The sequence below is a fragment of the Hoylesella nanceiensis DSM 19126 = JCM 15639 genome (assembly GCF_000379965.1).
Taxonomy (GTDB): Bacteria; Bacteroidota; Bacteroidia; order Bacteroidales; family Bacteroidaceae; genus Prevotella; species Prevotella nanceiensis.
Genome location: NZ_KB904327.1, coordinates 695,770 through 721,722 on the forward strand (window position 1 = coordinate 695,770; position 25,953 = coordinate 721,722).

Annotated in this window: 19 protein-coding genes; 4 read left to right on the forward strand and 15 right to left on the reverse strand. The window is 35.7% G+C overall.

Annotated elements, in window-relative coordinates; translation table 11 throughout:
• The first annotated feature begins 4 nt into the window (after window positions 1-4).
• The 4 genes from wecB to A3GM_RS0102920 all read left to right on the forward strand — a co-directional run bounded on the left by wecB (window position 5) and on the right by A3GM_RS0102920 (window position 3,957).
• Window positions 5-1,165 carry a non-hydrolyzing UDP-N-acetylglucosamine 2-epimerase gene (gene wecB / locus A3GM_RS0102905; RefSeq protein ID WP_018361889.1) on the forward strand — a complete coding sequence of 387 codons (1,161 nt, stop codon included), beginning with the start codon at window positions 5-7 and terminating at the stop codon, window positions 1,163-1,165.
• Window positions 1,162-1,884: a glycosyltransferase family 32 protein gene (locus A3GM_RS0102910; protein ID WP_018361890.1), complete on the forward strand. Its 723-nt coding sequence runs from the start codon at window positions 1,162-1,164 to the stop codon at window positions 1,882-1,884. The genes wecB and A3GM_RS0102910 overlap by 4 nt, the downstream gene beginning before the upstream one ends.
• A 117-nt stretch (window positions 1,885-2,001) precedes the next feature.
• Window positions 2,002-3,039, forward strand: coding sequence for a glycosyltransferase family 4 protein (locus A3GM_RS0102915; protein ID WP_018361891.1), 1,038 nt, complete (start codon window positions 2,002-2,004; stop codon window positions 3,037-3,039).
• A gap of 54 nt (window positions 3,040-3,093) precedes the next feature.
• Window positions 3,094-3,957: a glycosyltransferase family 2 protein gene (locus A3GM_RS0102920; protein WP_018361892.1), complete on the forward strand. Its 864-nt coding sequence runs from the start codon at window positions 3,094-3,096 to the stop codon at window positions 3,955-3,957.
• Between the two features lie 521 nt (window positions 3,958-4,478).
• Here A3GM_RS0102920 and glmM read toward each other — a convergent pair.
• From glmM to A3GM_RS0103000, 15 genes are all read right to left on the reverse strand, one after another.
• Entirely contained in the window at window positions 4,479-5,864 is a 1,386-nt protein-coding gene (glmM, locus tag A3GM_RS0102925) for a phosphoglucosamine mutase (RefSeq protein WP_018361893.1), read from the reverse strand.
• A gap of 37 nt (window positions 5,865-5,901) precedes the next feature.
• On the reverse strand, window positions 5,902-6,546 hold the full coding sequence (locus tag A3GM_RS0102930; RefSeq protein ID WP_018361894.1) for a BamK family beta-barrel-assembly machinery protein: 645 nt from the start codon (window positions 6,544-6,546) through the stop codon (window positions 5,902-5,904).
• Between the two features lie 179 nt (window positions 6,547-6,725).
• Window positions 6,726-7,088 carry a DUF1304 domain-containing protein gene (locus tag A3GM_RS0102935; protein ID WP_018361895.1) on the reverse strand — a complete coding sequence of 121 codons (363 nt, stop codon included), beginning with the start codon at window positions 7,086-7,088 and terminating at the stop codon, window positions 6,726-6,728.
• A gap of 143 nt (window positions 7,089-7,231) precedes the next feature.
• Window positions 7,232-8,269 (reverse strand): DHH family phosphoesterase, encoded by a 1,038-nt coding sequence (locus A3GM_RS0102945; RefSeq protein ID WP_018361897.1) that lies wholly within the window; start codon window positions 8,267-8,269, stop codon window positions 7,232-7,234.
• A gap of 85 nt (window positions 8,270-8,354) precedes the next feature.
• The gene (locus tag A3GM_RS0102950; RefSeq protein WP_018361898.1) at window positions 8,355-9,266 is read right to left on the reverse strand and encodes a glycosyltransferase family protein; all 912 of its coding nucleotides are present in this window, start codon (window positions 9,264-9,266) and stop codon (window positions 8,355-8,357) included.
• A 113-nt stretch (window positions 9,267-9,379) separates the two neighbouring features.
• Complete coding sequence (gene tamL / locus A3GM_RS0102955; RefSeq protein ID WP_018361899.1) at window positions 9,380-11,701, reverse strand: translocation and assembly module lipoprotein TamL; 2,322 nt, start codon at window positions 11,699-11,701, stop codon at window positions 9,380-9,382.
• Window positions 11,701-16,335 (reverse strand): translocation/assembly module TamB domain-containing protein, encoded by a 4,635-nt coding sequence (locus A3GM_RS0102960; RefSeq protein ID WP_018361900.1) that lies wholly within the window; start codon window positions 16,333-16,335, stop codon window positions 11,701-11,703. The genes tamL and A3GM_RS0102960 overlap by 1 nt, the downstream gene beginning before the upstream one ends.
• Before the next feature lie 194 nt (window positions 16,336-16,529).
• On the reverse strand, window positions 16,530-18,200 hold the full coding sequence (locus tag A3GM_RS0102965) for a hypothetical protein (protein WP_044124332.1): 1,671 nt from the start codon (window positions 18,198-18,200) through the stop codon (window positions 16,530-16,532).
• 711 nt (window positions 18,201-18,911) lie between these two features.
• On the reverse strand, window positions 18,912-19,154 hold the full coding sequence (locus A3GM_RS10925) for a hypothetical protein (protein ID WP_018361902.1): 243 nt from the start codon (window positions 19,152-19,154) through the stop codon (window positions 18,912-18,914).
• Window positions 19,155-19,230: 76 nt separating this feature from the next.
• Window positions 19,231-19,899 (reverse strand): RluA family pseudouridine synthase, encoded by a 669-nt coding sequence (locus A3GM_RS0102975; RefSeq protein ID WP_018361903.1) that lies wholly within the window; start codon window positions 19,897-19,899, stop codon window positions 19,231-19,233.
• Between the two features lie 190 nt (window positions 19,900-20,089).
• The gene (gene fabG, locus A3GM_RS0102980) at window positions 20,090-20,836 is read right to left on the reverse strand and encodes a 3-oxoacyl-[acyl-carrier-protein] reductase (protein ID WP_018361904.1); all 747 of its coding nucleotides are present in this window, start codon (window positions 20,834-20,836) and stop codon (window positions 20,090-20,092) included.
• Window positions 20,837-20,917: 81 nt separating this feature from the next.
• Complete coding sequence (locus tag A3GM_RS0102985) at window positions 20,918-21,514, reverse strand: TetR/AcrR family transcriptional regulator (protein ID WP_025829648.1); 597 nt, start codon at window positions 21,512-21,514, stop codon at window positions 20,918-20,920.
• A gap of 380 nt (window positions 21,515-21,894) precedes the next feature.
• On the reverse strand, window positions 21,895-23,055 hold the full coding sequence (gene galK, locus A3GM_RS0102990; protein ID WP_018361906.1) for a galactokinase: 1,161 nt from the start codon (window positions 23,053-23,055) through the stop codon (window positions 21,895-21,897).
• Between the two features lie 75 nt (window positions 23,056-23,130).
• Entirely contained in the window at window positions 23,131-24,444 is a 1,314-nt protein-coding gene (locus tag A3GM_RS0102995; RefSeq protein WP_018361907.1) for an MFS transporter, read from the reverse strand.
• Between the two features lie 159 nt (window positions 24,445-24,603).
• A complete protein-coding gene (locus A3GM_RS0103000) occupies window positions 24,604-25,695 on the reverse strand; it encodes an aldose epimerase family protein (RefSeq protein ID WP_025829647.1) in 1,092 nt (363 codons plus the stop codon).
• Between the last annotated feature and the right edge of the window lie 258 nt (window positions 25,696-25,953).

A 25,953-nucleotide genomic window follows, 5' to 3' on the forward strand; every position in this document is an offset into this window, starting at 1 on the left:
ACATATGAAAAAGATTTTATTAGTTTTCGGAACTCGACCAGAAGCCATTAAAATGGCACCTTTAATAAAAGAATTACAAAAATATCCTGAACAAGTTAAGACCATTGTCTGCACAACTGGCCAACACAAACAAATGCTAGAGCAAGTTCTTAACTTATTTGAGATTGAGGCAGATTATGATCTTTCAATAATGAAACAAGGACAAGATTTATACGATGTTACATCTAAAGTTTTATTAGGATTACGAGACATATTAAAAGAAGTAGCTCCAGATATTGTTTTGGTTCATGGAGATACAACAACAAGTACGGCTGCAGCCTTAGCTGCCTTCTATCAACAGATACCTATAGGCCATGTTGAAGCGGGTTTACGAACTTACGATACTTTAAATCCTTTCCCAGAAGAAATGAACCGCCAATTAACTGCTCGTTTAGCAAGTTTACACTTTTCACCAACAGAGAACAGTAAAAATAACCTATTACAAGAAGCTATACCTGCAGAAAATATTTTTATAACAGGAAACACAGGTATAGACTCTTTACATTGGGTTTGTAATAAATTTGCAAATGACACAAATCTAACAACCGATATAAAAAAAGAATTACTAGGTGCAGGTTATGATATCTCACGGTTAAAAGATGGCAAAAAAATGGTATTAATAACAGGCCATAGAAGAGAAAACTTTGGCGAAGGTTTTATTAATATGTGCAAAGCAATCAAAACCCTAACGGAAAAATATCCTGAAATAGATTTTATTTACCCTATGCATTTAAATCCAAATGTACGAAATGCTATCAAAACTGTATTCAATGAAGAACAAACTGTAAAAAATAATATGTTTTTCATTGAACCCCTAGAATACTTTACATTCATTCTACTAATGCAACATAGCTATTTAATACTAACAGATAGTGGTGGCATTCAAGAAGAAGCTCCAGGATTAGGAAAGCCTGTTCTTGTTATGAGAGAAACAACAGAACGTCCAGAGGCTGTAACTGCAGGAACTGTAAAACTCGTTGGAACTGATTACAAAAAAATAATAGACGAGACATCCTTATTAATAGACAGCCCAATAGAATATAAAAAAATGAGTAAAGCAATCAATCCGTATGGAGATGGCAAAGCTTGTAGTAGAATTGTTGAAATATTAAAAGAAAAAAGATGATACCTAAAATTATTCATTACTGTTGGTTTGGACGAGGAGAAAAACCAAAATTAGCTAAAAGATGTATAGAATCATGGAAAGAATATTGTCCTGATTACGAAATAAAAGAATGGAATGAAGATAATTTTGATCTTGATTTATATCCTTACGCACGTGAAGCCTATGATAATAGAAAATATGCATTCGTTACAGATGTAGTTCGGCTTTATGCTTTAGTTACAGAAGGCGGAGTATATATGGATACCGATGTTGAGGTCATAAGACCAATAGATCGTTTCTTAAATCATCATGCTTTCTCTGGTTTTCAAGACTACGTAAGCTTCCCAACGGGAATTATGGCAAGTGAAAAAGGAAGCAAATGGGCACTTGATAATCTTAATTATTATAACAATAGACACTTCATAAAAGAAGATGGAAGCCTTGATATTGAAAATACCAATGTCGAAGCTATAATGGAGGTGATGCAACCCTATAATGTCAAAATAGATAATACATATCAAGATTTCGAGGGGTATTTCACACTCTATCCTAAAGAGTATTTTTGTCCTACAGAACATGTAAATGATATAAAGATCACAAAAAATACATATACAATACATCACTTTGCAGGTTCGTGGAACCCTTGGCATGTTAAATTAAAACGAAAAATTATCAGATTACTAGGAAAAAGATTGTGGAATTTTATCATTGCCATTAGAGACAATAAATCTAGTAAATAGAAAATTACAACTTTAAAATAAAGTTTGAGATATAGAGTCAATTTATAAGAAAAAATCTATAAGAATATTTAGATAGCTTGACTCTATATCTCGTTCTAATTTATAAGAAAAAATACAATGACAATTGCATTCATAACAAACCACTTAGGGCAAACAGGAGTTAATAATGTAATATTAGACCTTGTTAATCAGTTTCTTGAAAATGGGCACCAATGCTGCGTCTATCATCTAAAGACAACAGAAAGCCCTATGTCTTTTCCATGTGATACAAAAAGTATAGATAATAACATTTCTCAATATGATATTATTCACGCACATGGGTTAGGACCTATGTTGTGGGTTATGCGCAATAAGAAAAAGATTAGGAGTAAGAATATCCCAACTCCAAAGTTTGTAACAACACTGCATTGCTATTGCTGGGAAGACTTTACAGATACCTACTCTAGAATCAAAGGCATTATCATGAGTATCATTTTCTTACTCACAGCACGTTCATTTGATAAAATTGTAGCTCTCAGTAAGCATATGATGCATTATTATGAACATTGGCTACCAAAAGAACGACTTACTTATGCTTACAATACTCGTCATATTATTAAGGCAGAATTAAGTGAGACCGAACAACAAGAACTATTAGGATTTAAAGGTAATTCAACACTCATAGGTATGAACTGCGTACTCCTTTATAGAAAAGGAATTGATGTAATGCTTAAAGCAATGACTTTGCTACCACCCCACTTTAAATTATTTATCGCTGGAGATGGCAAAGAAAGAGACACATTTGAATCCCTTACAAAACAATATAAATTAGAGAAACGTGTGTATTTTGCTGGAAATAAGCCCTTAGCTCACCGATATCTACCCTATTATGATATTTATGCACTACCAAGTAGGTCAGAAGGGTTCCCTTTATCACTACTTGAGGCAGGCTTCTATAAATGTAAAACCGTAGCATCTCAGCTCCCAGTTGTTCTGGAATGTTACAATGAAACAGAAATAAAGACCTTTAAAATGCCTTCAGAAGAAGCACTTAAAAATGCCATATTAGAAGCAGACAAGGATGAAAATATTTCTGAAAATATTTATCAATCGTTTATAAATAGATATTCTCCACAAGTATTCTACAATAAATATAATAAAATTTTTACAGAATAAAATGATTAATACTCTATTTTTATTCTTTCATTAAAATAAGAAGAACAATATAATATGATTACAATATTCACCCCAACTTACAATAGAGCTTATTCTTTACCACGTTTATACGAATCATTAAAGAAGCAAACCTATAACAATTTTGAGTGGGTTCTTGTTAATGATGGTAGTACTGATAATACAGATGAGATCGTAAAACCATGGTTAAATGACAATCTTATCACTATAAATTATATCAAACAAGAAAATGGTGGTAAGCATAGGGCTATCAATAAAGGCGTAGAAGTTGCCAAAGGTGATTATTTCTTCATTGTTGACAGTGATGATTTTCTACCAGAGGACAGTTTAGAAATAATTCAACAGTATATTAAAGAGATTAATGATAATCCACTATTTGCTGGAGTTTGTGGAACTAGATGCTATCCTAATAATGAAAGAATCGGCGGTTCTTTTCCTTATGAGGTATTAGATACCGATAGTGTTTCATTTAGAATACATTATAAAATAAAAGGAGATATGGCAGAAGTCTGGAAAACATCCATATTGAAAGAATTTCCTTTTCCAGAGTTTAAAGATGAGAAATTTGTAACAGAAGCTGTTGTCTGGAATGAAATTGCAAAGAAATATAAACTAAGATACTTTAATAAGGGTATTTATAATTGTGAATATCTAGAAGATGGACTGACAAGAAATATACGAAAGCATCATCGCAATTCCCCAAAAGCATCGCAACTTTTCTATTCAGAAATTATAAAAGATAATAGATTTGACAAAATTACTCGTATTAAAAGTGCCATTAATTTCTGGAGATATTCTATTAATACAATAGGAAAAAATTCAATTCCTCTATGGGTCTTTTTATTTTATCCTATAGGACTTCTATTTTATCTTAAAGATATAAGTACAACAAAGAAATAAAAAAGAATATAAGAATTACCTTTTTCTTCATTTTAAGACTTTTATATTGTAAAAATAACTTACTAAAGCCTTATTATTACATGCAAATTCTCAATGCAATTACCTCTCAAAAGCAATACTTTTAGAAGTTAAAAGAGTTGCTTTTAGTAGGAAATAACAATACTATTGAAGGGTAAGGCGATAGTATAACAAAATAAAGGAGCGATGCAAATAATGATTTTGTATTGCTCTTCTTTTTATACTTCAATTAAAGAGGTTCTAAAAGATTGGGAATACGAAGTTCAAAGAAAAATGATTCGTATGAAATAGAGTCAAAACATACTGTAATAGCATACTCAACTCACTTAGGAAAAGAGGAAAAATAAGGAATAAAAGAAAAGCGAATCTAAAACAAAATAATTTTACTTGCTTTAGATTCGCTTTATTATGATGTGTTTTTAAGATCATTCTCAGTGCATCATAATATTACTCATACACTAATTTTAAACGACCTTTAAACCGTGTTACATTCACTTTTGCACTTATTGTGCCATACTTTTCACCACAGCAATAAGCTTTTCACCAAGTTCTTCTGCCTCTTTTAAAGTAGAAGCTTCGCTATAAACACGAATAATTGGCTCAGTGTTACTCTTGCGAAGATGTACCCATGAATTAGCAAAGTTAATCTTTACACCATCAATATCGATGATTTCCTCATTGCTATACACTTCTTTTACCTTTGCAAGGATAGCATCTATATCTGCAGTTGGAGTAAGATCGATTCTGTTTTTCGCCATGAAATACTCAGGATAGCTTGCCTTTAACTCGCTAGCTGTACAGCCTTTATGAGCTAAGTGTGACAAGAAAAGGGCAACACCAACAAGTGCATCACGACCATAATGGCTCTCAGGATAAATAACTCCACCATTACCTTCACCACCAATAACAGCATTTACATTCTTCATTTGAGTGGTAACGTTCACCTCTCCCACAGCTGCTGCGGTGTATTTGCCACCATGTCGTTCAGTAACATCACGCAAAGCACGAGTTGAGCTGAGGTTAGAGACAGTGTTTCCTGGTGTTTTTGACAATACATAATCAGCAACACTAACAAGTGTATACTCTTCTCCAAACATCTCTCCGTCCTCTGAAATAAATACCAAACGATCGACATCTGGGTCTACTACAATACCAAGATCATAGCCACCTTTAGCCATTTCTCCCATAATCTCGCCAAGGTTCTTTGCCAATGGCTCTGGATTGTGAGCAAAATCACCTGTTGGTTCACCATTAAGTACCTTATATTCAACACCTAAAGCATCTAAGAATTGAGGCATAATAATACCTCCAACAGAATTCACTGCATCGACAAGTACTTTAAAATGTGCATTTTTTATAGCCTCACGATCAACAAGTTTCAAATTAAGAACACTGTCGATGTGACGTTGATTGAATGAATTATCTTCTGTATATTTACCCAAGTTGTCTACCGAAGCATATTCAAAGTCTTCTCTTTCAGCAATAGCTAAAACCTCTTCTCCATCTGCTGCGGTTAAGAATTCACCCTTTTCATTTAGCAGTTTCAAAGCGTTCCACTGACGAGGGTTGTGACTTGCTGTAATAATAATACCTCCAGCAGCTTGTTCCATTGTAACTGCAAGCTCGGTAGTTGGGGTGGTTGCCATACCTATGTTTACGACATCATAGCCAATACCCATAAGTGTTCCACACACAATGTTACGAACCATGTCGCCAGAAATACGTCCATCACGTCCAACAACAATGGTATTGCTCTTACTTTTACCGCTTCTACGAATGAAAGTGGCATAAGCTGAGGTAAATTTCACGATATCTAAAGGGTTAAGAGTATCACCTGGCTTTCCTCCGATCGTTCCTCTTATACCCGAAATGGATTTAATAAGTGTCATAAATTATAATAATTGTGTTAGTAATCAATATTAGTTATTATTTACCTCGCTGATAAGTAACGGTATAGAAACAAGGATAAACACGCTGAGATGCGTTTGATTGTCCTTCAGAATGAGGTACAATAAGGTTCACTTTAGCTAAATTATCGCTATCATTAACCAATCTTCCAAGCTTAATATATGCTAAAGGTACAAGCCAACCGTTAGGAACTGATGTACTATTGTATATACGTGCCATTAAACTTGAACCGCTATCGAACGATGCGCTGTATGTAGAATAATAACGACGAACTGTCATTTTATCTACCAATGAAGCAAAAGCCATATCTAAGTTTGAAGATTGTAATGAGTCTGTTAATAGGTTAATCTCCTTATAACGGCACAACACGGTTGCACTTTCGTTATGCTTAAGAATCTCTCCCACTCCTCTATTAACAATTTGCATATATACTCCTGTGTTTTTAAACAACACATATTCATTCTTTGAAACGTCTGTTACTGTGTCATTTGCAAGGAACTCCTCTTCAGAAATAACCTTAATATTGTTATCTCTTATATACTTTGAGATGGCAGAACGCTCACGTTCTTTCTGATCTGCATAAGTGTCAGAGTCTTTACACGAAAAAAGTGTGGCAATGCTACACAACAATACTGCTAATAAAGTGATATTTCTTATTTTCATTAATATATAAATTTAATTGCGTTCTTTATGTTCATTGACGCCATTGCACTGCAAAATGAGTGCAACAACAGCTTTATTTGCAAAGTTAAGAAAAAGAAAAGAGAGTGAGAAAGAATATTTCTCTTTTTACGTTTTTTATGCGCCAATTATTAAATAATGCCCCTCTAAAAGTATAACTTTTATAGAATTAGAAGAGATAAAAATGCCAAGAAGGGCAAAAATCCTTGCTTAATTAATATCTTCCAGCTACTTGTTAGTGCCCCATAAATTGCAACAAGAACACAATATACAAGTAGAATGCAAGATAATTCTTTTCCGTTTTCAGAGCAAAAAGCACTATAAAGTAAGGCAAGGGCAATGAGCCCATTATAGACTCCTTGGTTCTTCATAAGTGTTGTAAAATGCTTTTCTCTCAATACATCTTGAGGAATATTGAACACTTTCGATGTCTTTGCCGATGAAGTTGCAATGGTTTCGAGATACATAATATAAAGAAAGAGTAATGAAACCAAAGCGATTAATACTTGACTTATGATGTGCATAGTGCTGTTTTATTATTTTCTATTTTAATTAGCTACAAGATTGGTTTTTCTTTTACATCAACATTCAACACAAAAGAATTCTCTCTTGCTGCGGTTTATGAAACTAACCAACTTAAAGAAGAGCATTTATGCTCTACAACTGCTTATTTTAAGAGGTGAGCATAATGCTCAATTGCACGACGAGTGATGTCCACCGCCTCTTCAATAGTGCAGTTTAAGCGACCTCCACTTGCATTTAAATGGCCTCCACCATTATAAAATTGTGCTGCCATTTCATTACATGGGAAGTTATCAACAGAACGAAGACTAACTAAAATTGTATTCTCTTTCAAACTATCTTCACGCAAAGCAATAGATAGTTTCATTCCTTTTATCTTCAAAGGCTCGTTCACTAAACCCTCTGCATCACCCTTTGTGAAATGGAAATTATCCATATCTTCTCGAGTAATAGCGAAATATGAGGCATGGAAATCATCTAAAACATTGAGTTTTTGACACATCATATAACCTCTAAAACGTATTGCCCAAGCACTATAATTGTTATAGACGTTGCGATAGATCTTATCTTTATCGAAGCCTTTTGTTAGCAACTGACTGATAATAAAGAATATTTCGGGATAAGAAGAGTTGTAAGTAAATCCTCCTGTGTCTGTCATCATTCCACAATAGATCGCTACGGCACAATGCTTTTCAATGGCATCAAAATAATTCATCTGCCATATCAAGCGGAAAACGATCTCACTTGTACTGCTAATTGCTGGATTAGAGATGCACAATAGAGTATCCATTGAAGGATTTAAATGGTGATCTATCATTATTTTAGGGGCTTTGCATGCCTCTAAAGCATCTTTCATCTCCTCTACTCTACTTGCAGTATTGTAGTCTAAACAGAATACTAAGTTGGCAGAATCAAAGAGTTCGTTTACTTTTTCAGGGTGTTTATCGTGTCTAACAACCTTTTCTACATGAGGAAGCCAACGCAAAAAATCGGGGAAAGCGTCGGGAACAACAACAGAAACATTCTTCTTAAAGCATGTAGTTAAAAAGTCGTACCAAGCCAAAGACGATCCTAAAGCATCCCCATCAGGACTTTTATGGCAGGTAATAACAATATTATCGGCACTTTCTATGGCATTTCTCAGGGTATTAATCTCTATCTCGTTTAGTAAATTTATATTCATATTTTAACCTTATTCTTTTGTACCGAAAGAAGTCTTAGAGATGAATCGTTTATCAACTACTCATCTCTAAGAATCTTATTATCATTTAAAATAACTTGTTAGGATATACTCCTTCGTTAACAAGAGCTTGGATTCTATCAACAGTTGCTTGTCTGTCGGCAGAATAAGTCACTCCAAACCACTTACTTGTAGTGTCTAGTACTTTTACGGTTGAAGTGCCTTTGTTCACCAATTCATTTACCATTAAAGGAATAAAGAATTCTGCTTTAGGGTTAGCTTGGTTCTTTGGATCGCTTAAGAATTGTTTGAAATAAGCATCGCTATGTGCAAAATAATCTGGAGTAAAGCCCCACATGTTCATAGAAACAGGAGTATTATCTTCAATTGCTACCCATTCTCCGTTCTCATCTTTATACGATACTTTTCCATCAACACGCATAATTTCTGTGCGTTCTACAACAGTTGTAAGTAAGTCGTTTTCATCTTTAGAACAAACACCACGTGCAACGGTTCCATTTTCACTAAGAGTGTTACCTACACGGAAGCCAACCATAGCGTAAGTGTTTGTTGAATTGTCTGGAAGATCAGCTAAGAACTTACCGATAACCATAAAAGAGTCACGATTATAGAAGTCATCACAGTTGATAACACAGAATGGTTCATGAATCAAATCCTTAGCCATCATCACTGCATGGTTTGTTCCCCATGGCTTTTCACGGCCTTCTGGCACTGTAAAACCTTCAGGAAGTGCATCTAATGATTGGTAGCATACCTCTGTAGGAATGTGTCCTTCATACTTAGAAAGCACCTTTTCACGGAATTCTTGTTCAAAATCCTTACGAATAACGAATACGATTTTACCGAATCCAGCCTTGATTGCATCATAAATAGAATAGTCCATGATGGTCTCTCCATTAGGACCTAATCCATCAAGTTGCTTCAATCCGCCGTAACGGCTGCCCATACCTGCAGCCAAAAGAACTAATGTTGGTTTCATAAAAATATGATTTAAAGGGTTATTAATTAATTTATTATTGTTTATTTCTTTATCTATACTATTTTATTATATCACTCATTTCGAGTTGAAAGTTCTACTTTAAGCCTCTATTCTTAGAATGGATAACCGATGGCAAAATTCAAATTCTGACCTTCTTTGAAACTCTTTATATTGTAGAAACCCGAAGAATAAGGTGTATGTAACGCCACTCCCCAGTCTACTCGAATAACAAGGAACTGCATATCATACCGAATTCCAAGTCCTGTTCCTAACGCCATCTGTTTAAATACATTCTTTATTTTAAATGTAGAGTTGGTTCTATAATCTTCTGTTAGAGCCCAAACGTTACCTGCATCTAAGAATAATGCGCCATAGAAGTTACCTATAAGATGTCTTCTATACTCTAAATTGGCTAAGAATTTGATATCGCCTGTCTGGTCAAGATATGATGTTTGCGTCTGATCTACATGATAAGCACCTGGTCCTATCGTACGAATATTGAACGCTCTGACGCTATTTGCACCTCCAACATAGAATTGTTCGCTGTATGGAGCGATTGATGAATTACCATAACTCCATATACATCCAGCATTGATATGGCCCACAAGCGAGCTTTTCTCATTGAATTTCCATGTTTTTGTGAAGTCGGTTTCTACCTTAAGGAATTGAGCATAAGGGTTTTTAAACATCTTCTTATTCTTCTTATTCCACTGATATCCACCTGTAAGGTAGCCTAAAGAAATAAGGTTTCCTGCCTCACTAAAAGCCAATTGCCATCGTATAGGATTCTGAAAGAAGCTTGGACTGTTATAAGTATAGGCGAAATACATCTTTGGTATGAACTTATCTTGCATGGTATATTGCAGATATGTGCTCTTACTTACAATATCTTTGAACTTCTGAGTGCTCTTTGCCATATAGTCGAACTGCACAATTAAAGGACTAAACTCGAAAGATGACTTTACAGAAGTTTGCCAATTAAAAGTCAATTCGCCTGAAACGATGTGGCGTTTAAAGTATCCTGCCCTATTAACAATATCCGAAGACATCTTAATTATTGATGTAGGCGGACGATATAGCTTATGTTGTTTCACCAAAGGAAGGAACAATTTGGGTACTCTTAACGACAAATCACCTCCATAACTATAAGAATTGAAGCCCGTTGAGTTTCCTTCTGACGAGTGACCTGTTTGCCATTCATAGTTACCATGTAAGTTAAACTCCACTATTTCACCTCTTCTAAAGGCATTACGCTTAGCAAAACCAAGTACGACAGCAGGGCCTAAACGTCCTGTTGTCTTTCCTTTTACATTGGTTTCAATAAAGAAATCATAGGGTTTATCTAACACTGCTTGAATTAACATGTCCATTGTTTTAGACTTACTAGCTGTATCTAAGGGAGCAAAGTTAATATCAACACTGTTGAATATACCTAAAGATCCAAGGCGATTAAGCGACTCTGTGTAATTACTATCATCGTATTTCTGACCTGGGAAAAGGCGTAATTCACGCAAAATAACCTTTGGACGCACTCTAGGACGATTTCCATTGAAAAACACTTTGTAGTGAGCATAGGTCATTGAATCGGTTAATTGTTCCTCTGCAGAGGTCTTAATAGCTAGCAATGCCTTACCTATGCGCCAAGAATCTAATGTTCCTTTGCTCAAACTATCCACCAATTGCACTCTGGTTAACACCTTTCCTGGTACAGAAACGGTATCAGCAAGGAAAGTTGTGTAATCTTGTTTATAGTAATAAAGACCTTTATAACGGAATGTTTTATAAATCCTTTCTCGTTGTTCTTCTAACTTTGAGACGTCAAAAATATCGCCTTTATGCAAAAGAATAGCTCCATTAAGGCTCTTTAAGTAATTCATTTCTCTCTCAGGAAAGCCTACAAACTCTACTGAATCTATTCTAAATAAAGGTCCAGGTGTGACATTATAAGCCACTTTTGCCTTTTTTACATTCTCTGTTGATTCGATATTATAATCTACTTCACCACGAAGATAACCATGAGAGCGCAACACTTGTTGTGCAACAGAAGCACGCAAAGCAGGGTTTACATTAGCTATTAACACAGGCTTTTTACCAAATGTCTTTGTAATCCACTTACTTAATCCACTCTTCTTTGTACTAAACTCATTCCAAATCCATAGTCCTATGGGGAAAGGAGAACGCAAAGAACTACTTCCAAACAATGCTCCATTAGGCTGAGTAGCTAACGCTTCTTCTATTTCTTCTTGCACTGTTACGAAGTGTTTGGCATCTTCGTTCTTCTCATAGTTTATCTTTGAGATTCCAACAAAAAGTTGTTCATCTTGTGGAATACTTTTAGTTGTAGAACAAGATGTAAGGATTAAGCCCCCTATTAATAATAGGTGGAAACCCAAACGATATGTTTTGAAATATTCTTTTAGTGCTTTATATATCATTATTTTACTTCTTTTGTTGGTTGAGTAACTGCGGGAATACTATCATTCTCTACGACATTATTTTTCTTTTCCTTAGTTTTAAAACGGAAGATGTCTTGGAAATGTTGTAGTTTTCGTCTCCACAAGAAGCCCACTTCATATTCTCCAATATAACCATCAAGCCAATCATACGAGTCACGTTTATAGTAACCTTTAAGGTATTTATTTGAGTTAGGATTCAAACGATATTCTACAGTGATGTTATCTAAGAAGGTATCTTTTGTACCTTCGACGTTTGTTCCACCCGAAGAGAAGCTTCCTCCGACAATCACATTTAATCTATTATCAAGGAATCGTTTTGCAAACTTAACCGAATAATTGGTTCGTGTACTTCCCGAAGCATCATTACTATTATCCATATTGAAGCTCATATCAAAGGTTTTCAATGCACTTCCTGTGATAGCATTAATCTGTGACTGCAAGAAAGAGTTTAAAGATGAACTCATTGAGAAGTTATTTGAGGCTCCACCATATAAGTATTGACCTGTGGTTAGCATTGTTACTGCAATCTTTCCACGCTCTTCTTTACTCATTGCTTGTAGCTGATTAGCGATATCTGTATCCTCTTGACAAGACACAATGAACTCTAATCCCATATTCTTTAGGGTGTTTGTCACCTTCACTCCACAATTAAATAGCACCGCTCTCTTAGCTCCTTCTTGAGTAGTAACAGTAGCTTTGTTTTGCTCTGTCGCTGTAATTTGAATTGTTGGGTTCATTGCTTCTCCTTTAAATTCAACATAACTACCTTCATCAATGATAAAGGTTTTCAAAGGAATTACAGGCAAAGAATATTTCATTTCACCACTTCTAATAGTATAACGGCCATTTAATTGAATTTCATTTGCATTACTATATCTCATTCGAAGCTCTCCACCTCCAATCAAATCTACATAGTTTGAATGGTCAGTATTGAGATCACAACGCACATGAGCATCATTATCTACATTGATTCTAAGATCCATTTCTAATCCATTTACAGTAGGTTTCTTCACCACTTGACCTTTTTTCTCTCTAAAATCAACGAATGTTACGAGTCCTTCAAAGCGGTTATCGTTATTCAATGGAGAATCTAATAGGATGTAAGTCATACTTGTTGAACCTAATACATCTAACGTTCCTCGCATCTTTAATTGCGATAATGGACCTGCAACAGAACCTGCAAAGTTCACCCATGCCTTACCAAATGCAAGTGATTTTCCATTATCTTCAGCATCTATCAATAGATAATTATTGGCTTTCATCTTTAGATTGAGCTTCATATTATCTAGATCTGAGAAATCAAAATAACCCGAAGTTAAGAGCGGTTCTTCGTTATGTGAATAGAAATTGAAATTCTCGAAGAGTAAATTACTTCCCACAATGCGTACTGGGTCATCGTCCATTTTAAGCTCAATACCATAAGGAACACTTACAAGATAAGCGGAATCAAGATATACCTCACCATTTACATTTGGCTTATCAGGCGTTCCTTTCACTGCAAGAGTACCATCTGCATAACCCTTTAGACCTACTATCTGATCTGGAATAAATCCATTTACGATAGATAAAGGTGTGTGTTGCAAAGACAAGTTCACATCTAACGCATCTTTCTTGGTTGGATTATAAGAACCCTCTACAATTGCAATTTCTTGATTATCACGCATCAAGCGGCCATCAACAGCATGACTTCCATCTGACAAAGGCATATAAACTAGCTCTGTAGAAAGATTGCCCAAAGGACTATTTTCATAGACCATTCGATCTATTTTCATAGACGATGACACTGAAATAGATTTATCCTTTTTCATAAAATGCAAGTCGCCATTCAGCATTCCCTGCATCTTTGGCATGAAAGGCATGATGCTTAACATCTGCGCAACATCAAAATCTTGAAGCGAAAGAGTTACGTCTTGCATTCCATCTTCACTTTCATTGTTGCTATATATGTGAATACCTGTTTTGTCTTTAGCCAACAATGCCACATCTGCATATATGGTTTGCGTATCAGATATATAAACATAATTGCTGTCATTCACGGCAAATTCTTTATAACCAAGAATAACATTCTTATCTTTTATACTCGCTCTTACGCCCTTAGGTTCTATCTCTCCTTGCAAACCTAATGCCAAAGCAAGTTTGTTTTTAGAGTCATATAACTTCGTATTGAGCGTTAAATCTTTATTCAACACACTACCATCAAAGAGCGCATTAAATACATATTGAGGGTTTCCAGGAGCATTTCGCACCTGAGCAGTGTACTTCAATTGGTTATCTTGCGACACCATATAAAATCGAACCGTATCGATTTGGTTAGCTTGCGCATAGATATCATATATTTCTGCACTACCATTTAAGCCCATAGAAGGCGATGCCTGCATATCAATATTGGCCGAACCAATCTTATAACCATAACGTTTTAAGATTTTCATAAACATGTTATTCGGTCCTGTGGTAAGGTTGATATGTGCTAAAGGCAGCTTCTTTTGTATCTGAAGATAATCGAACTGCTTATTACGGATCTGCTTTTGAACTATGGATGATAAAGCATTACCTTGTTTCAGTAGATATTTATAGCCTCCTTTTGCATTCAATTGTAACTGAAAATCGCCACAAGAAACATTTGCATAAGTAGAATCACGACGTGTTACAGCATTAAAAACAACGTGTTGAGGGTGATAATCTTTCGTACTATCACGTACAATAATATTATCTACATCACCAAATGCCTTATAATTGTCTTTTAAATCGGTTGTTAATCCCACTCTACCTCTAAATCCAACAGTAAGAGGTTCATTCACAATACGAAGCTTATACAAATCGGCTTTAGAGAGATTGCATACCGCTGTGGCATCAACCAATCGCTTACTCATCAACGCATCTGCATCGATTGTACCAAAAAGCAATTCGTTTTTACTATCAACAAACACCTTTGCCCTACCATTTTTGATAGTTGCATTGGCTTTTACATTATTAAGTTTATAGTGATTATAAGCAAATTGTTCTATTGCCGCACTGAGGTCTAAGCGTGTTTTAGGAGAAAATACATCGGTTCCACTTCCTTTAAAGGCTAGATTTCCGCTAAAAGGTTGAAGTCCTAAGCTTGGCATTAGGCGTTGCAATTGCAATTGATGTGCTTTAACTTGCGCATCATAGGTCATACTTTTGGTATCAACAAACGCCTTACCGCTGATTTGTCCCACTCCTTCCTTCACATAAAAGGTGGTGTTATAGCGTGAACCATTTATCTTAACATGACTATCTAAGGTCATATTCTGAGGCATTCTCACAACGTTTGTAACCGAAGAAGGTAAGAAAGAGGTAATAAAGTCGAGATTATAACTATTGCCACTCAACACAATATCACCCACAAGGTTGTTGGGTTGATTTACATTTGCAAGGAAACCACTTGCTTTCAACTTGAAAGCTGACACCATTTGAGCATTTAATGAAGCAATAGTTACATGCTTCATATTACCTCGCACATTACCTGTTATAACCAAAGGATGGGTTGGAAAGCGTTGAATTGCTGCCGAGTTAGCAGGACCAAGATAGGCAATGAGGTCGGGTTTAGCAATACTTGCATTCAAAGCAAGATTCAACTTACCTGGATTACGCTCATCAAAAGCATTTAAATCCATAGTCATTTGTGCCTTTAACTTTGAATATGGCGTCTCTAAAAAGAAGTTTGGAAGCTGCATGTGCATACTATCCATTGCAAAAGAACCACCCGCACGTTGTATCTTTAAGCCACTTTTATCTTGTAAAGTGCAATAAATGATTTTTAGATTCAATTTCTCTGGGTTATAAGAAAAAGAATCTACACCTATTGCTATTTGTGATAATTGAAGATGATTATAGTCGAATCCTCTTTTAACTGTTTCAAAAGGACGATCGTATTTCACTGCACCTTCTTTCCAATCCAATTGTCTTACTGAATAGCTTTTACGCAAAAGATCGAACAAACCACCTATTACTTCAGCATCAGTTATTTGAGCTTTTACAAATAAACTATCGTGTGGCATACGCAATTGCACATTGGTTCGCTTCATCTTGAGGTTCAACAGCTTTATTTTCCACTCGTTTTTGGTTGTTGAAGTGTCGGGGGGGACACTGTCGTTCATATGCACTTTAACATTTGCATCTTCTAAAACAGCAGTGTTTATCAAGGCAAGTTTATTGCGAAGGTCTATTCCTTTACTTGAAATAAGCAAGTTTTTCACCACTCCACTCACTCTTGCTTCATCTACAAATGTGGTGGTATTAAAGTTTACTCCTTCGAGTTTAAGTTGCTCAACCTCTATATTTTCTTTTAATAATGGCAGTAGTTCTACATCAACCAACATATTTTTAACATTGGCAACGGTATCTTTTCGTGTAGAAATACTATCGTTTTGCTGTAATACCTTTAGGTTTTCTACGCCTAAATGCAATGGGAATACTAGCTTAACACTCTCAACAGAGATGTCTAAGCCTGTTTTTTCAGATGCAACCTGCACCACTTTAGCTACTGCCCAACGCTGTACTGGTGGGCAATATAAAAGGATTGATAATATAAGAAATAGTGCGATGGGAGTTAATAATACAACCAACACCCAACGAATATATTTTTTCATAATAGAATTTCAAAAATAGTTCTGCGCTAGGTCATAGCGAATTTAACTGCAAAGTAAGCTATTTTTTCTGAATTCTGCTATAAAATTATATCTTATTTTTCATTTCTCACCTATTTATATATAAAGAAAAACTCCTTTTACTTCTATCGTTTATTATAGAAATAAAAGGAGTTCTATTTATAAAGATCAAAAAATTACTTGTAAGTAATAAATGCTCTTACTTGTGTTCCTGTGAAAGAATTATTACTTGTTTTCTTTCCTTTTGAGGCACTACCAAAAGTGAATCCACTACTATTTGCTGTTACAGTCCAAGCATTTGCAATTCCAGGATTTTGCTGTTCATCAGAAGTCCAATACCAAGTCTCTAGTGGTGTTCCGCCAGCTTGTGTAAAAGCAGCACGCACGATACTATAAGTCCAACTATAGTTCTTGCCCATTGCATTTGTAACAACAGATTCATTTTGATTGCTTAATGATGTAAGTGCCACTTTCCATTGGCCCACACTAGGTAAGAACCACTTCTTACCTGCAACTCCAGAAGTATAATGTCCTGCTGCATAAAAAGCTGGATAAAGTGATTGAGCATCTCCTTTTACTACCTTTTCATAAGTACTTCCCAAGCTTGATGATAGGTCCCAAGTTTGTGAAGAACCAGTGTATTGATTGATAGCCTGACCTAAACCTGTGTTACTATTTGCATAAATGTATGATGTTTTCTTTCCTCTTGGTAATTCATTCCATGTATAATTTGCACCATTTCCTGCACTTTTCAATGCGATTGCTAAACCTCTAGACTCATCTACAACGATAGCTACAGGGTTCTTTGTGATATTCGCAAGAAGAGTACCTGTTGTTCCATCGCTGAAAAGATAGGTCTTCTTATAGTATAATTTCACTTTAAAGATATAAGAATCACCTGCAGCGAAAGTAATTGCAGAGCTAAAGCTTAAAGGAATTGATACATTTGAAAGATTCTTTTCATATAAGCTACCACTATTGATCTTAACATTTAAATCAGAAGGTGTTGCACCTGGATAGGTGTAAGCATAAGTATTAGCAGTTCCATACCATGTATAGCCCGATTCTATACCTGACTCTAATTGTCCGTTAAGAGTGTTTGACGCACTATAAGATGCATTATCGTGAGTATAAGCTTTTGTTGCTGGATCGTAATAAACCTTGCTTGGCTTTGTTGTTCCAGTCTTAGAAACAACAGAGAAGCTTGTTGTTCCGTTGAATGGAGCCCATGTTTGGAACTTCACTTTAAAGCGTGCACCAAGACGTTTCATTGCAAAGCTTACTGTTTGCTTACGTCCAGTACCAATAGTTTCTGTTTGTGTTGCCATCATTGCAGACTCGGGTTTGCTACTAACAAACTTACCACCAGAATATGATACATCATCATTATGAGCAACAAAATCATAATTTCCAGCATCAAGTAACATATAACCTTGTGATCCTGAAGCTGCAGTAAATCTACCGCCAGAGAACTTTCCTTTGATAGAAGCTTTCAAAACTCCTGATTGGAAAGCATAAATAGTATAGTTTGAGTTGCTAATTGCTCTTGTTGCTTGTGCTTTAGTAACTTGTTCTTTCTCTGCTTCTACAACAGCTTCGATACCATTACCTAAATCAACAATTTTGCTCTTAACTGCTGATTGTACACCACGAGTTGCTACTTCTTTATCTGCTCCGAAATCTTCTGCAGTAAAGTTAAATACAACTCCTTTATCACTATCACCTGAAGCACTTCCATTTGAATTTGAACCGTTATCTAAAACGTCGCTATTGTTACTGCTACATGAGCACAATAGGCCAAATGCAAGCGCAAAAAGAGTGCGGAATGTCATTCTTTTTTTATTCATTGTTGTCTAAAAATTTATTTTTTACTACTGTTAAATCTTTTTTACAGTACTACATAGTTTTCTTTTATTGATTATTTCTTATGTATACTAAATCTAAAAACTATAAAAATTTTAACGGTTTTCACCTAACTTTATTATCCTAATCATTTCAGTTCTTCTTCATTATCTATACAATAAGAGATTGCAAAACTACACATTTATCTTGTAACAACAAAATTTTAGATGTATTTAGATGATAAAAGTCAATCTAAATACACTAATCAATGATATAGATTAATTATTTTCACTTTCTTAAGTAATTTAAAAGCATCTTTTTTCAATGCTTTCTATAACTATTTATAGTATAGTATGAAAAGAATACCACTTTATATCTACCTTTAAGCTCCAATAATATCCCATCCTAATAGCAATGTTTATTCGCCTCATTTTCTATGCTTTTAACATCTAAACACATCGCTATTGTAATGTAATAGCAATACTTTTAAAACAATACTATATAACAATCAGTAAATAAATGCTTTAACATCAAAAGATACAGGCACAAAGAATAAGCCCTGAATCGATAAGAGACAGAGAAAAATGAGATAAAATCAAAGTGAGAGTAGGATTTTACTAAGATATCAACTACATTAAACTAAAAGATTATGAAGTTGATTTCATCATTCTAAACAAACACCTTTTGAGAAGAAAAAGAATAAAAAAGGATTCTGATTAATAGCACTTTTTGCAAGGACGTCGTCCTTTTGCACGTGCTTGCGCCTCTGTTAACGACACGATTGAACCCGAACAACGACTTAAGCCACTACAATTGGTGGTGGCATGAAATACTTGCGCTTTGGGACCTGTACATATATAAACCTTTGTTGCTTGCGCTTTGATGACAGGTTTATGGTGAACTTGAAACCAAGGAGTAGTTAACAATAGAGCCAATGGAATACTTTTGAGTAGTAGCATAGTTTTATTTGATAAATAAGTAATTATAAAAGCAAAGGTATGTGTTAGTGTTTTATACTGAAGGGGCACCGCCCTTTTATGGTGCTATCGCCCTCCATAGGTTATCATCAGGCAAAGGAGCCTCTACAACGATAGGTTCTTTAGATACGGGATGAATAAATTCTATTCGACGTGCTAATAGAGAAATACTTGCATCTGGATTGCTTCTAGGTGCACCATACTTAAGATCTCCTTTAATAACACAGCCCATATGCGCCAATTGGCAACGTATTTGATGATGTCTTCCTGTGAGAAGAGCCACCTCTAACAAGGCATATCGCTCACTTTTAGAAATAAGTTGGTAGTTAAGAATAGCCTTCTTACTATTAGGTTTCTCTTTATCGTAAGCGTAACTCTTGTTTTGTTTCTCGTTACGAACTAACCAATTAACAAGCGTTCCTTGCTCTTCTTTAGGCATATTGGCTGTTATTGCCCAATAGGTTTTATGCACTTCGCCCTTACTAAACATCGTATTAAGACGTGACAAGGCTTTTGAGGTTTTAGCAAAGACCACTATTCCAGCTACAGGACGATCTAAACGATGCACCACTCCTACAAAAACATTGCCTGGCTTAGCATACTTTTCTTTAATATAAGCCTTAACAATATCGCTTAAGGGGGTATCACCTGTCTTGTCGCCTTGCACAATTTCACCACTAGATTTGTGCACAATAATAATGTGATTGTCTTCGTAAAGAACCTGCATAAAATGCTTCTTTGAGTTAAATAACAACGTATTAAGATACTACTCCATTCCACTTGCAAGTAAAAAGGAGCATTATTGATTTGAAAGAATGGTATAAAAACAAAGTGAATTATTAACGCTTACTATCTTAGTTGCTCCCGAGAGGAGTAGATTTGCAAGTATTAAGAATTCACTTTGCTGATTATTATCATTACATATTCATGCCACCATCAACCTGAATCACTTGTCCGCTGATGTAACTAGACATGTCTGAAGCCAAGAATAGAGCACAAGAAGCGATATCTTCTACTGTACCACCACGGCGAAGAGGTATCTTGCTTGTCCATTCTTTACGTACTTCGTCGCTCAATGCTTGTGTCATTGCAGTGTCGATGAAGCCTGGAGCAATTGCATTTGCACGCACTCCCTTAGGTCCCATCTCTTGAGCTACACTCTTAGCAAGTGCAATCATAGCTGCTTTTGATGCTGCATAGTTTGCTTGTCCTGCATTACCATGCACACCAACAACGCTTGCCATGTTGATGATTGAACCACCACGTTGACGCATCATGATTGGAGTACAAGCATGAATGAAGTTAAATGCACTCTTAAGATTCACGCCAATAACGGCATCCCATTGTGCTTCTGTCATACGAAGCATTAATCCGTCTTTTGTGATTCCTGCATTATTAACCAAAATATCGATTGAACCAAATTCTTCTTTCACTTGATTTACAACCTGAGCAGATTGTTCAAAATCGGCAGCATTGCTAGCATAACCCTTAGCTTTTACGCCTAATGCAAGAAGTTCTTCTTCGGTTTGTTTACCATTTTCATCTATTACAAGGTCTGTAAACGCTACATTTGCGCCTTCTGCGGCAAACTTTAAAGCTATTGCCTTACCAATACCACGAGCTGCTCCTGTTACTAAAGCAGTCTTACCTGTTAATAATCCCATGTTTTGATGTTGTTTATTATTAATACTATTATATGTTCTTTATTAAAGAATCAATATTGTTTATTTATTAATTAGCTTGATTTAAAGAATTAATCCCGACTTACCCAAGGCTCCATACACTACCTTAGCAACCAAAGGCTTACTGCTTTCGGCTGTTAATCCATGACCTAATCGCCCGTAAATGAAGGGCACCTCAAGTCCTTTAATACAATAATGAGTGATGTCTGCCACAAGTTCTACGTTTTCAATATCGAACTCTCCTTCGGCTTTTCCTTCGGCATAAACCTTTCGAAATAATTCTATTTCGTCTTCATCAAATTTCTTTCGAACCTTTTCTACCATCCAAATATTTCGAAAGAACTCTGCTCTAAGATTTCCATTGCGCACAACTGTCTCTTTAATCATACTTAAGTGTGTGTAGATAAGCTCAATAATCTTATCTTGAGGACGCATTTTCATTGCTGCCACCTCATCTAATCGGTCAGATAAACGCTCTAACTCTGATTCGATAACAGCGTAGTAAACATCGTCTTTCTTACTAAAATAAGTGTAAAGAGTGCGTCGCCCTTTTCCAGAAGCAACTGCAATATCATTCATTGTGGTGTTGGCTATACCGTTTTTAGCAAACAGCTGTCGGGCAACATCAACCAATTTTTGCCGTGTTTTAGATATTGACATAATACTTTTCTTAATGTTTAATATTGCTTGCACAATGTTCTCTTATGTGCAAAAGTATAATAATTATTTGAACCCCGCAACATGTTTGGGTGTTTTTATTGTAAAGTAACAATTCGAAAACTCCCTTACGAATAAGCATTAAGAATGAAAAGGAGACAGAAAAAGGCAGACTACAACTTTTAAAAGCTATAATCTGCCATTGGTATAAATGCTTTATTATTTGAAAATGACAATTACACTAATGTATAATTGCCATTTTCTTTGTCTATAACCTCGATATATAATTTTGTTATAATGATGCTTTTATATCGCAATAGTAATGCTTTTAGGGCATAACAGCAATACTTTTACATCGTAATTACTACTCTTTTATATCTTGATTATGATATTTTTCTTGAGCCTTCGCTAATTACAACGTCGTAAACACCAGGTGTTTTACCATATTTTGCTTCATATTTTGCTTTAGCATCTGCAATAAACTTGTCGTAAAGTTCTTCCTTTACAAGGTTGATTGTGCAGCCTCCGAAGCCTCCACCCATGATTCTACTACCTGTAACTCCGTTCTCTTTAGCCACTTCATTGAGGTAATCTAGCTCTTCACAAGATACTTCATATTCTTTGCTTAGGCCATGATGAGTTTCATACATCTTAGCTCCTACTGTCTCATAGTCACCTTTTTCAAGTGCATCGCATACTGCAAGAACTCTGTCTTTCTCACCTAATACGAAATGAGCACGTTTATAATCTTCTTCAGAAACATTAGCTTTCACTGATTCAAGCATATCCCAATCAGCGTCACGAAGGGTTTCAATCACCTTATCAGCATATTTCTTTTGAAGCTCTGCCACTACATTTTCACAGCTTTGACGACGCTTGTTGTATGCAGAAGAAGCCAACTCGTGTTTTACTTTTGAATCAACAAGTACTAAACGGTAGCCCTTTGGATCGAATGGGAAATATTCAAATTCTCTTGAACGACAATCTAGTCGCATCAATTTTCCTTCTTTTCCAAATACACTTGCAAACTGATCCATGATTCCGCACTTAACACCTACATAATTATGTTCGGTTGCTTGACCTGCCAAAACCATATCCCACTTAGCAACTTTGTTATCTCCGAAAAGATCATTCAAAGCAAAAGCGAAACAACTTTCAAGTGCTGCAGATGATGACATACCTGCTCCTAAGGGCACATCTCCAGAGAATGCTGTGTTGAAACCTTTTACATCAACACCTAGTTTGCGCATTTCTTGAACAATACCATAGATATATTTTGCCCATGAAGTATGTGGACCTTCAGGATCTGTTACTTTAAATTCAACACGGTCTTTAAGGTCTATTGAGTAACACATTACCGTATCAGTGCCATTGGGGCGCACTTCTGCCATAATACCTTTATCTACTGCACCTGGAAAAACAAATCCTCCGTTATAATCGGTGTGCTCTCCAATAAGGTTAATACGACCTGGTGAAGCATAAATATTACCTGTCTTTCCATCAAAATGTTTGATGAATCTACTTCTTACGTGTTCGATGTCCATACTTACTTGTATTAAAGGGGTTAACGATAATAGTGAACCTTGCCCACAAAAAGGCAAGGTTCATTATATTTTTAATTAAACTGGAATATCTTTATTGATGTTCTTGCTTCCGATGATTGCATAGAAGAAGAGGTAAGCTAAACCTGCTAGAGGTACGATATATGAAATCAAATAGCCTGATTTATCTGCGATGAAAGATTGGATAAGTGGCAAAACTCCTCCACCTACTACCATCATCATGAAGATACCTGATGCAGCTGCTGTATATTTACCTAATCCTTCTGTTGCAAGGTTGAAGATTGAAGACCACATTACTGATGTACACAAACCGCAAAGAACAAGTAGAAGTGCAGCAACAGGAACGGTTGTCATTTGGAATGACTCACCTGTAAACACTGGCATAAGCATTGTTGTAGACTTACCTAAAACGATTGCAGCAACTACAAGAATCATACCTACGCATGATGTTGTAACCATCATAGTCTTACTTGATACAAGGTTTGCAATGAAACCTGCTGTAAAACGACCTACAAGCATCAAGAACCAGTATGTAGCAGCAACGGTTCCTGCGATAGAAGCTGCGTTACCTAAGATACCACCACCCTTTTCTGTTGTATCAGAAAGGTAGAAAATAAGTGTTCCTGGGATACCAACTTCGATACCAACATATAGGAAAATACCAATTGCACCAAGTACAAAGTGGCGGAATGACCATGGACTTGCCTCGAATACTGTTGATTCTGTTACAGAACCACCTTCTGGATCTGAGATAGGAATGAACAAAAGAACAACGAAAGCCAATGCGAATACAGCCATTGCGATGTATAAAACCATGTTAACGTCTGCTATTTGTGTGCTTGCAGTTACTGTACCAATCAATGCTCCTACGAAGATTGGAGTCAAAGTACCTGTCAAAGAGTTAAGTGTACCACCGATAAGGTTAAGTTGGTTACCACGGTTTCCACCACCACCGAGTAGGTTAAGCATTGGGTTTACAACAGTATTAAGGATACATACAGAGAAACCTGCGATGAATGCACCTAATAGATAAATTGTGAAACCTGTGTAGTTAGAAGATGAACCGATAGCTCCTGAAAGGAATTGTACAAACACTCCCACGAAACCAAAAGCGATACCAACTAATGCAGTCTTCTTATAACCAATCTTTGTTAATAGTTTTCCAGCAGGAATACCCATAAAAAGATAAGCCAAGAAGTTCATAGCATTACCTAACATACCTACGACGTTAGCACTTTCTCCTTGGAAAGCACCTTTCCAAATTACACCAATTGGTGCTGCTAAGTTTGTCACAAACGAAATCATTGCATACAAAAACATCATTGTGATAATAGCAATGATGCTTCCTTGTTGCTTCTTTACTTTTTCCATTTTCTAGTTATTTATTTATTATTTTTTATTTCTTAGTTGCTTATTCTACATTATTTATAAGTCGCAAAACACTTTATAGCAGTTGTTTCTGCCAAAAGACTAAGTTCTGCAACATTATATTATAATGAGAACTTTCGATAAAAAGCTTTATATCTCCGTTTATTTCTCTACTCCGAATTTATAGATTGTTTTTTGTTTATATTGCTCTCCTGGACGTAATACAACAGAAGGGAAATATGAATGATTAGGAGTATCGGGGAAATGTTGTGCTTCAAAGCACACTGCACTGCGTCGTGGATAAGTTGCACCATGTTGCCCTGCGAATCCATCTGCCCAGTTATCAGAATAGAACTGCACACCAGGTTCTGTTGTATACACTTCCATTGTGCGTCCTGAAACAGGTTCTTTAATTTTTGCAGCAAAGCTCAACTCGCCTTCTTCCTTTTTGTTTAGAACAAAACAATGGTCGTAACCTGCACCATTCTTTATTTGTTCATGATCTGCATCGATGTCTTTTCCAACTGCCTTTGGCGTTCTAAAGTCAAAAGGAGTTCTCTCAACAAAACGTATTTCACCTGTTGGAATAGATGTTTCATCGATTGGAAGATAATAGTTTGCATTGATTTCGCACTCTAAGGTGTCGATAGTTGGAGTTGGATTTCCAATACCTGTTAATGAAAAGAATCCATGACTTGTAAGGTTAATAATGGTCTTTTTATTGGTAGTTGCCATATATTCAATAACCAATTCATCATCATTTGTGAAGGTATATATCACAGTTATTTTCACTTCACCAGAGTAACCTTCTTCACCATAAGGACTAATATACTTCAATACCAATGTATGATTATTCATTTGAAGTGCGTCCCATACTTTTGCATTAAAGCCAGTTTTTCCTCCGTGTAGAGAGTTAGGACCATTATTAATATGCAAGAAGTATTCCTTTTTATCTAATTGGAAACGACCTTTTGCAATACGATTTCCATATCGTCCAATCAATGTAGACAAATAAGGTTCAGGCGAATTCATTAAACTTTGGATACTATCATGACTCTGAATAACATTGGCATGATTTCCATTTTTATCGGGTACCATAATAGAAACAATTGCACCCCCATAATTGCTTATGGCAACTTCGTTTCCATTCTCATTAGTCAAAAGAAACAAATCAGTCTCTTTGCCGTCAATAGTGGTTTGAAAGTCTGAGCGTTTCAAGCCACAAAGATATTCTTTTGCTGCTGTGTTCATCATCAATTGTTTAGCTTAACATTTATGCAAAGTAAACGAAAAAAAACGAATAGAACAAATGAACACCTAAAAATTTACACTCCCTCAAAGGTTAAAAACATATAAATTAAAGGATAAAAAACCTCTTCTCGTGATTTATGATAAGTTTTTTAACTTATATCTATACAAATTTAATTGGAGGTATACCACATACGTCAGGGCAAAATGGAAACAAGTCTTCATATTTCCACTTCACAAAAGACCTACACAACGATTCATATT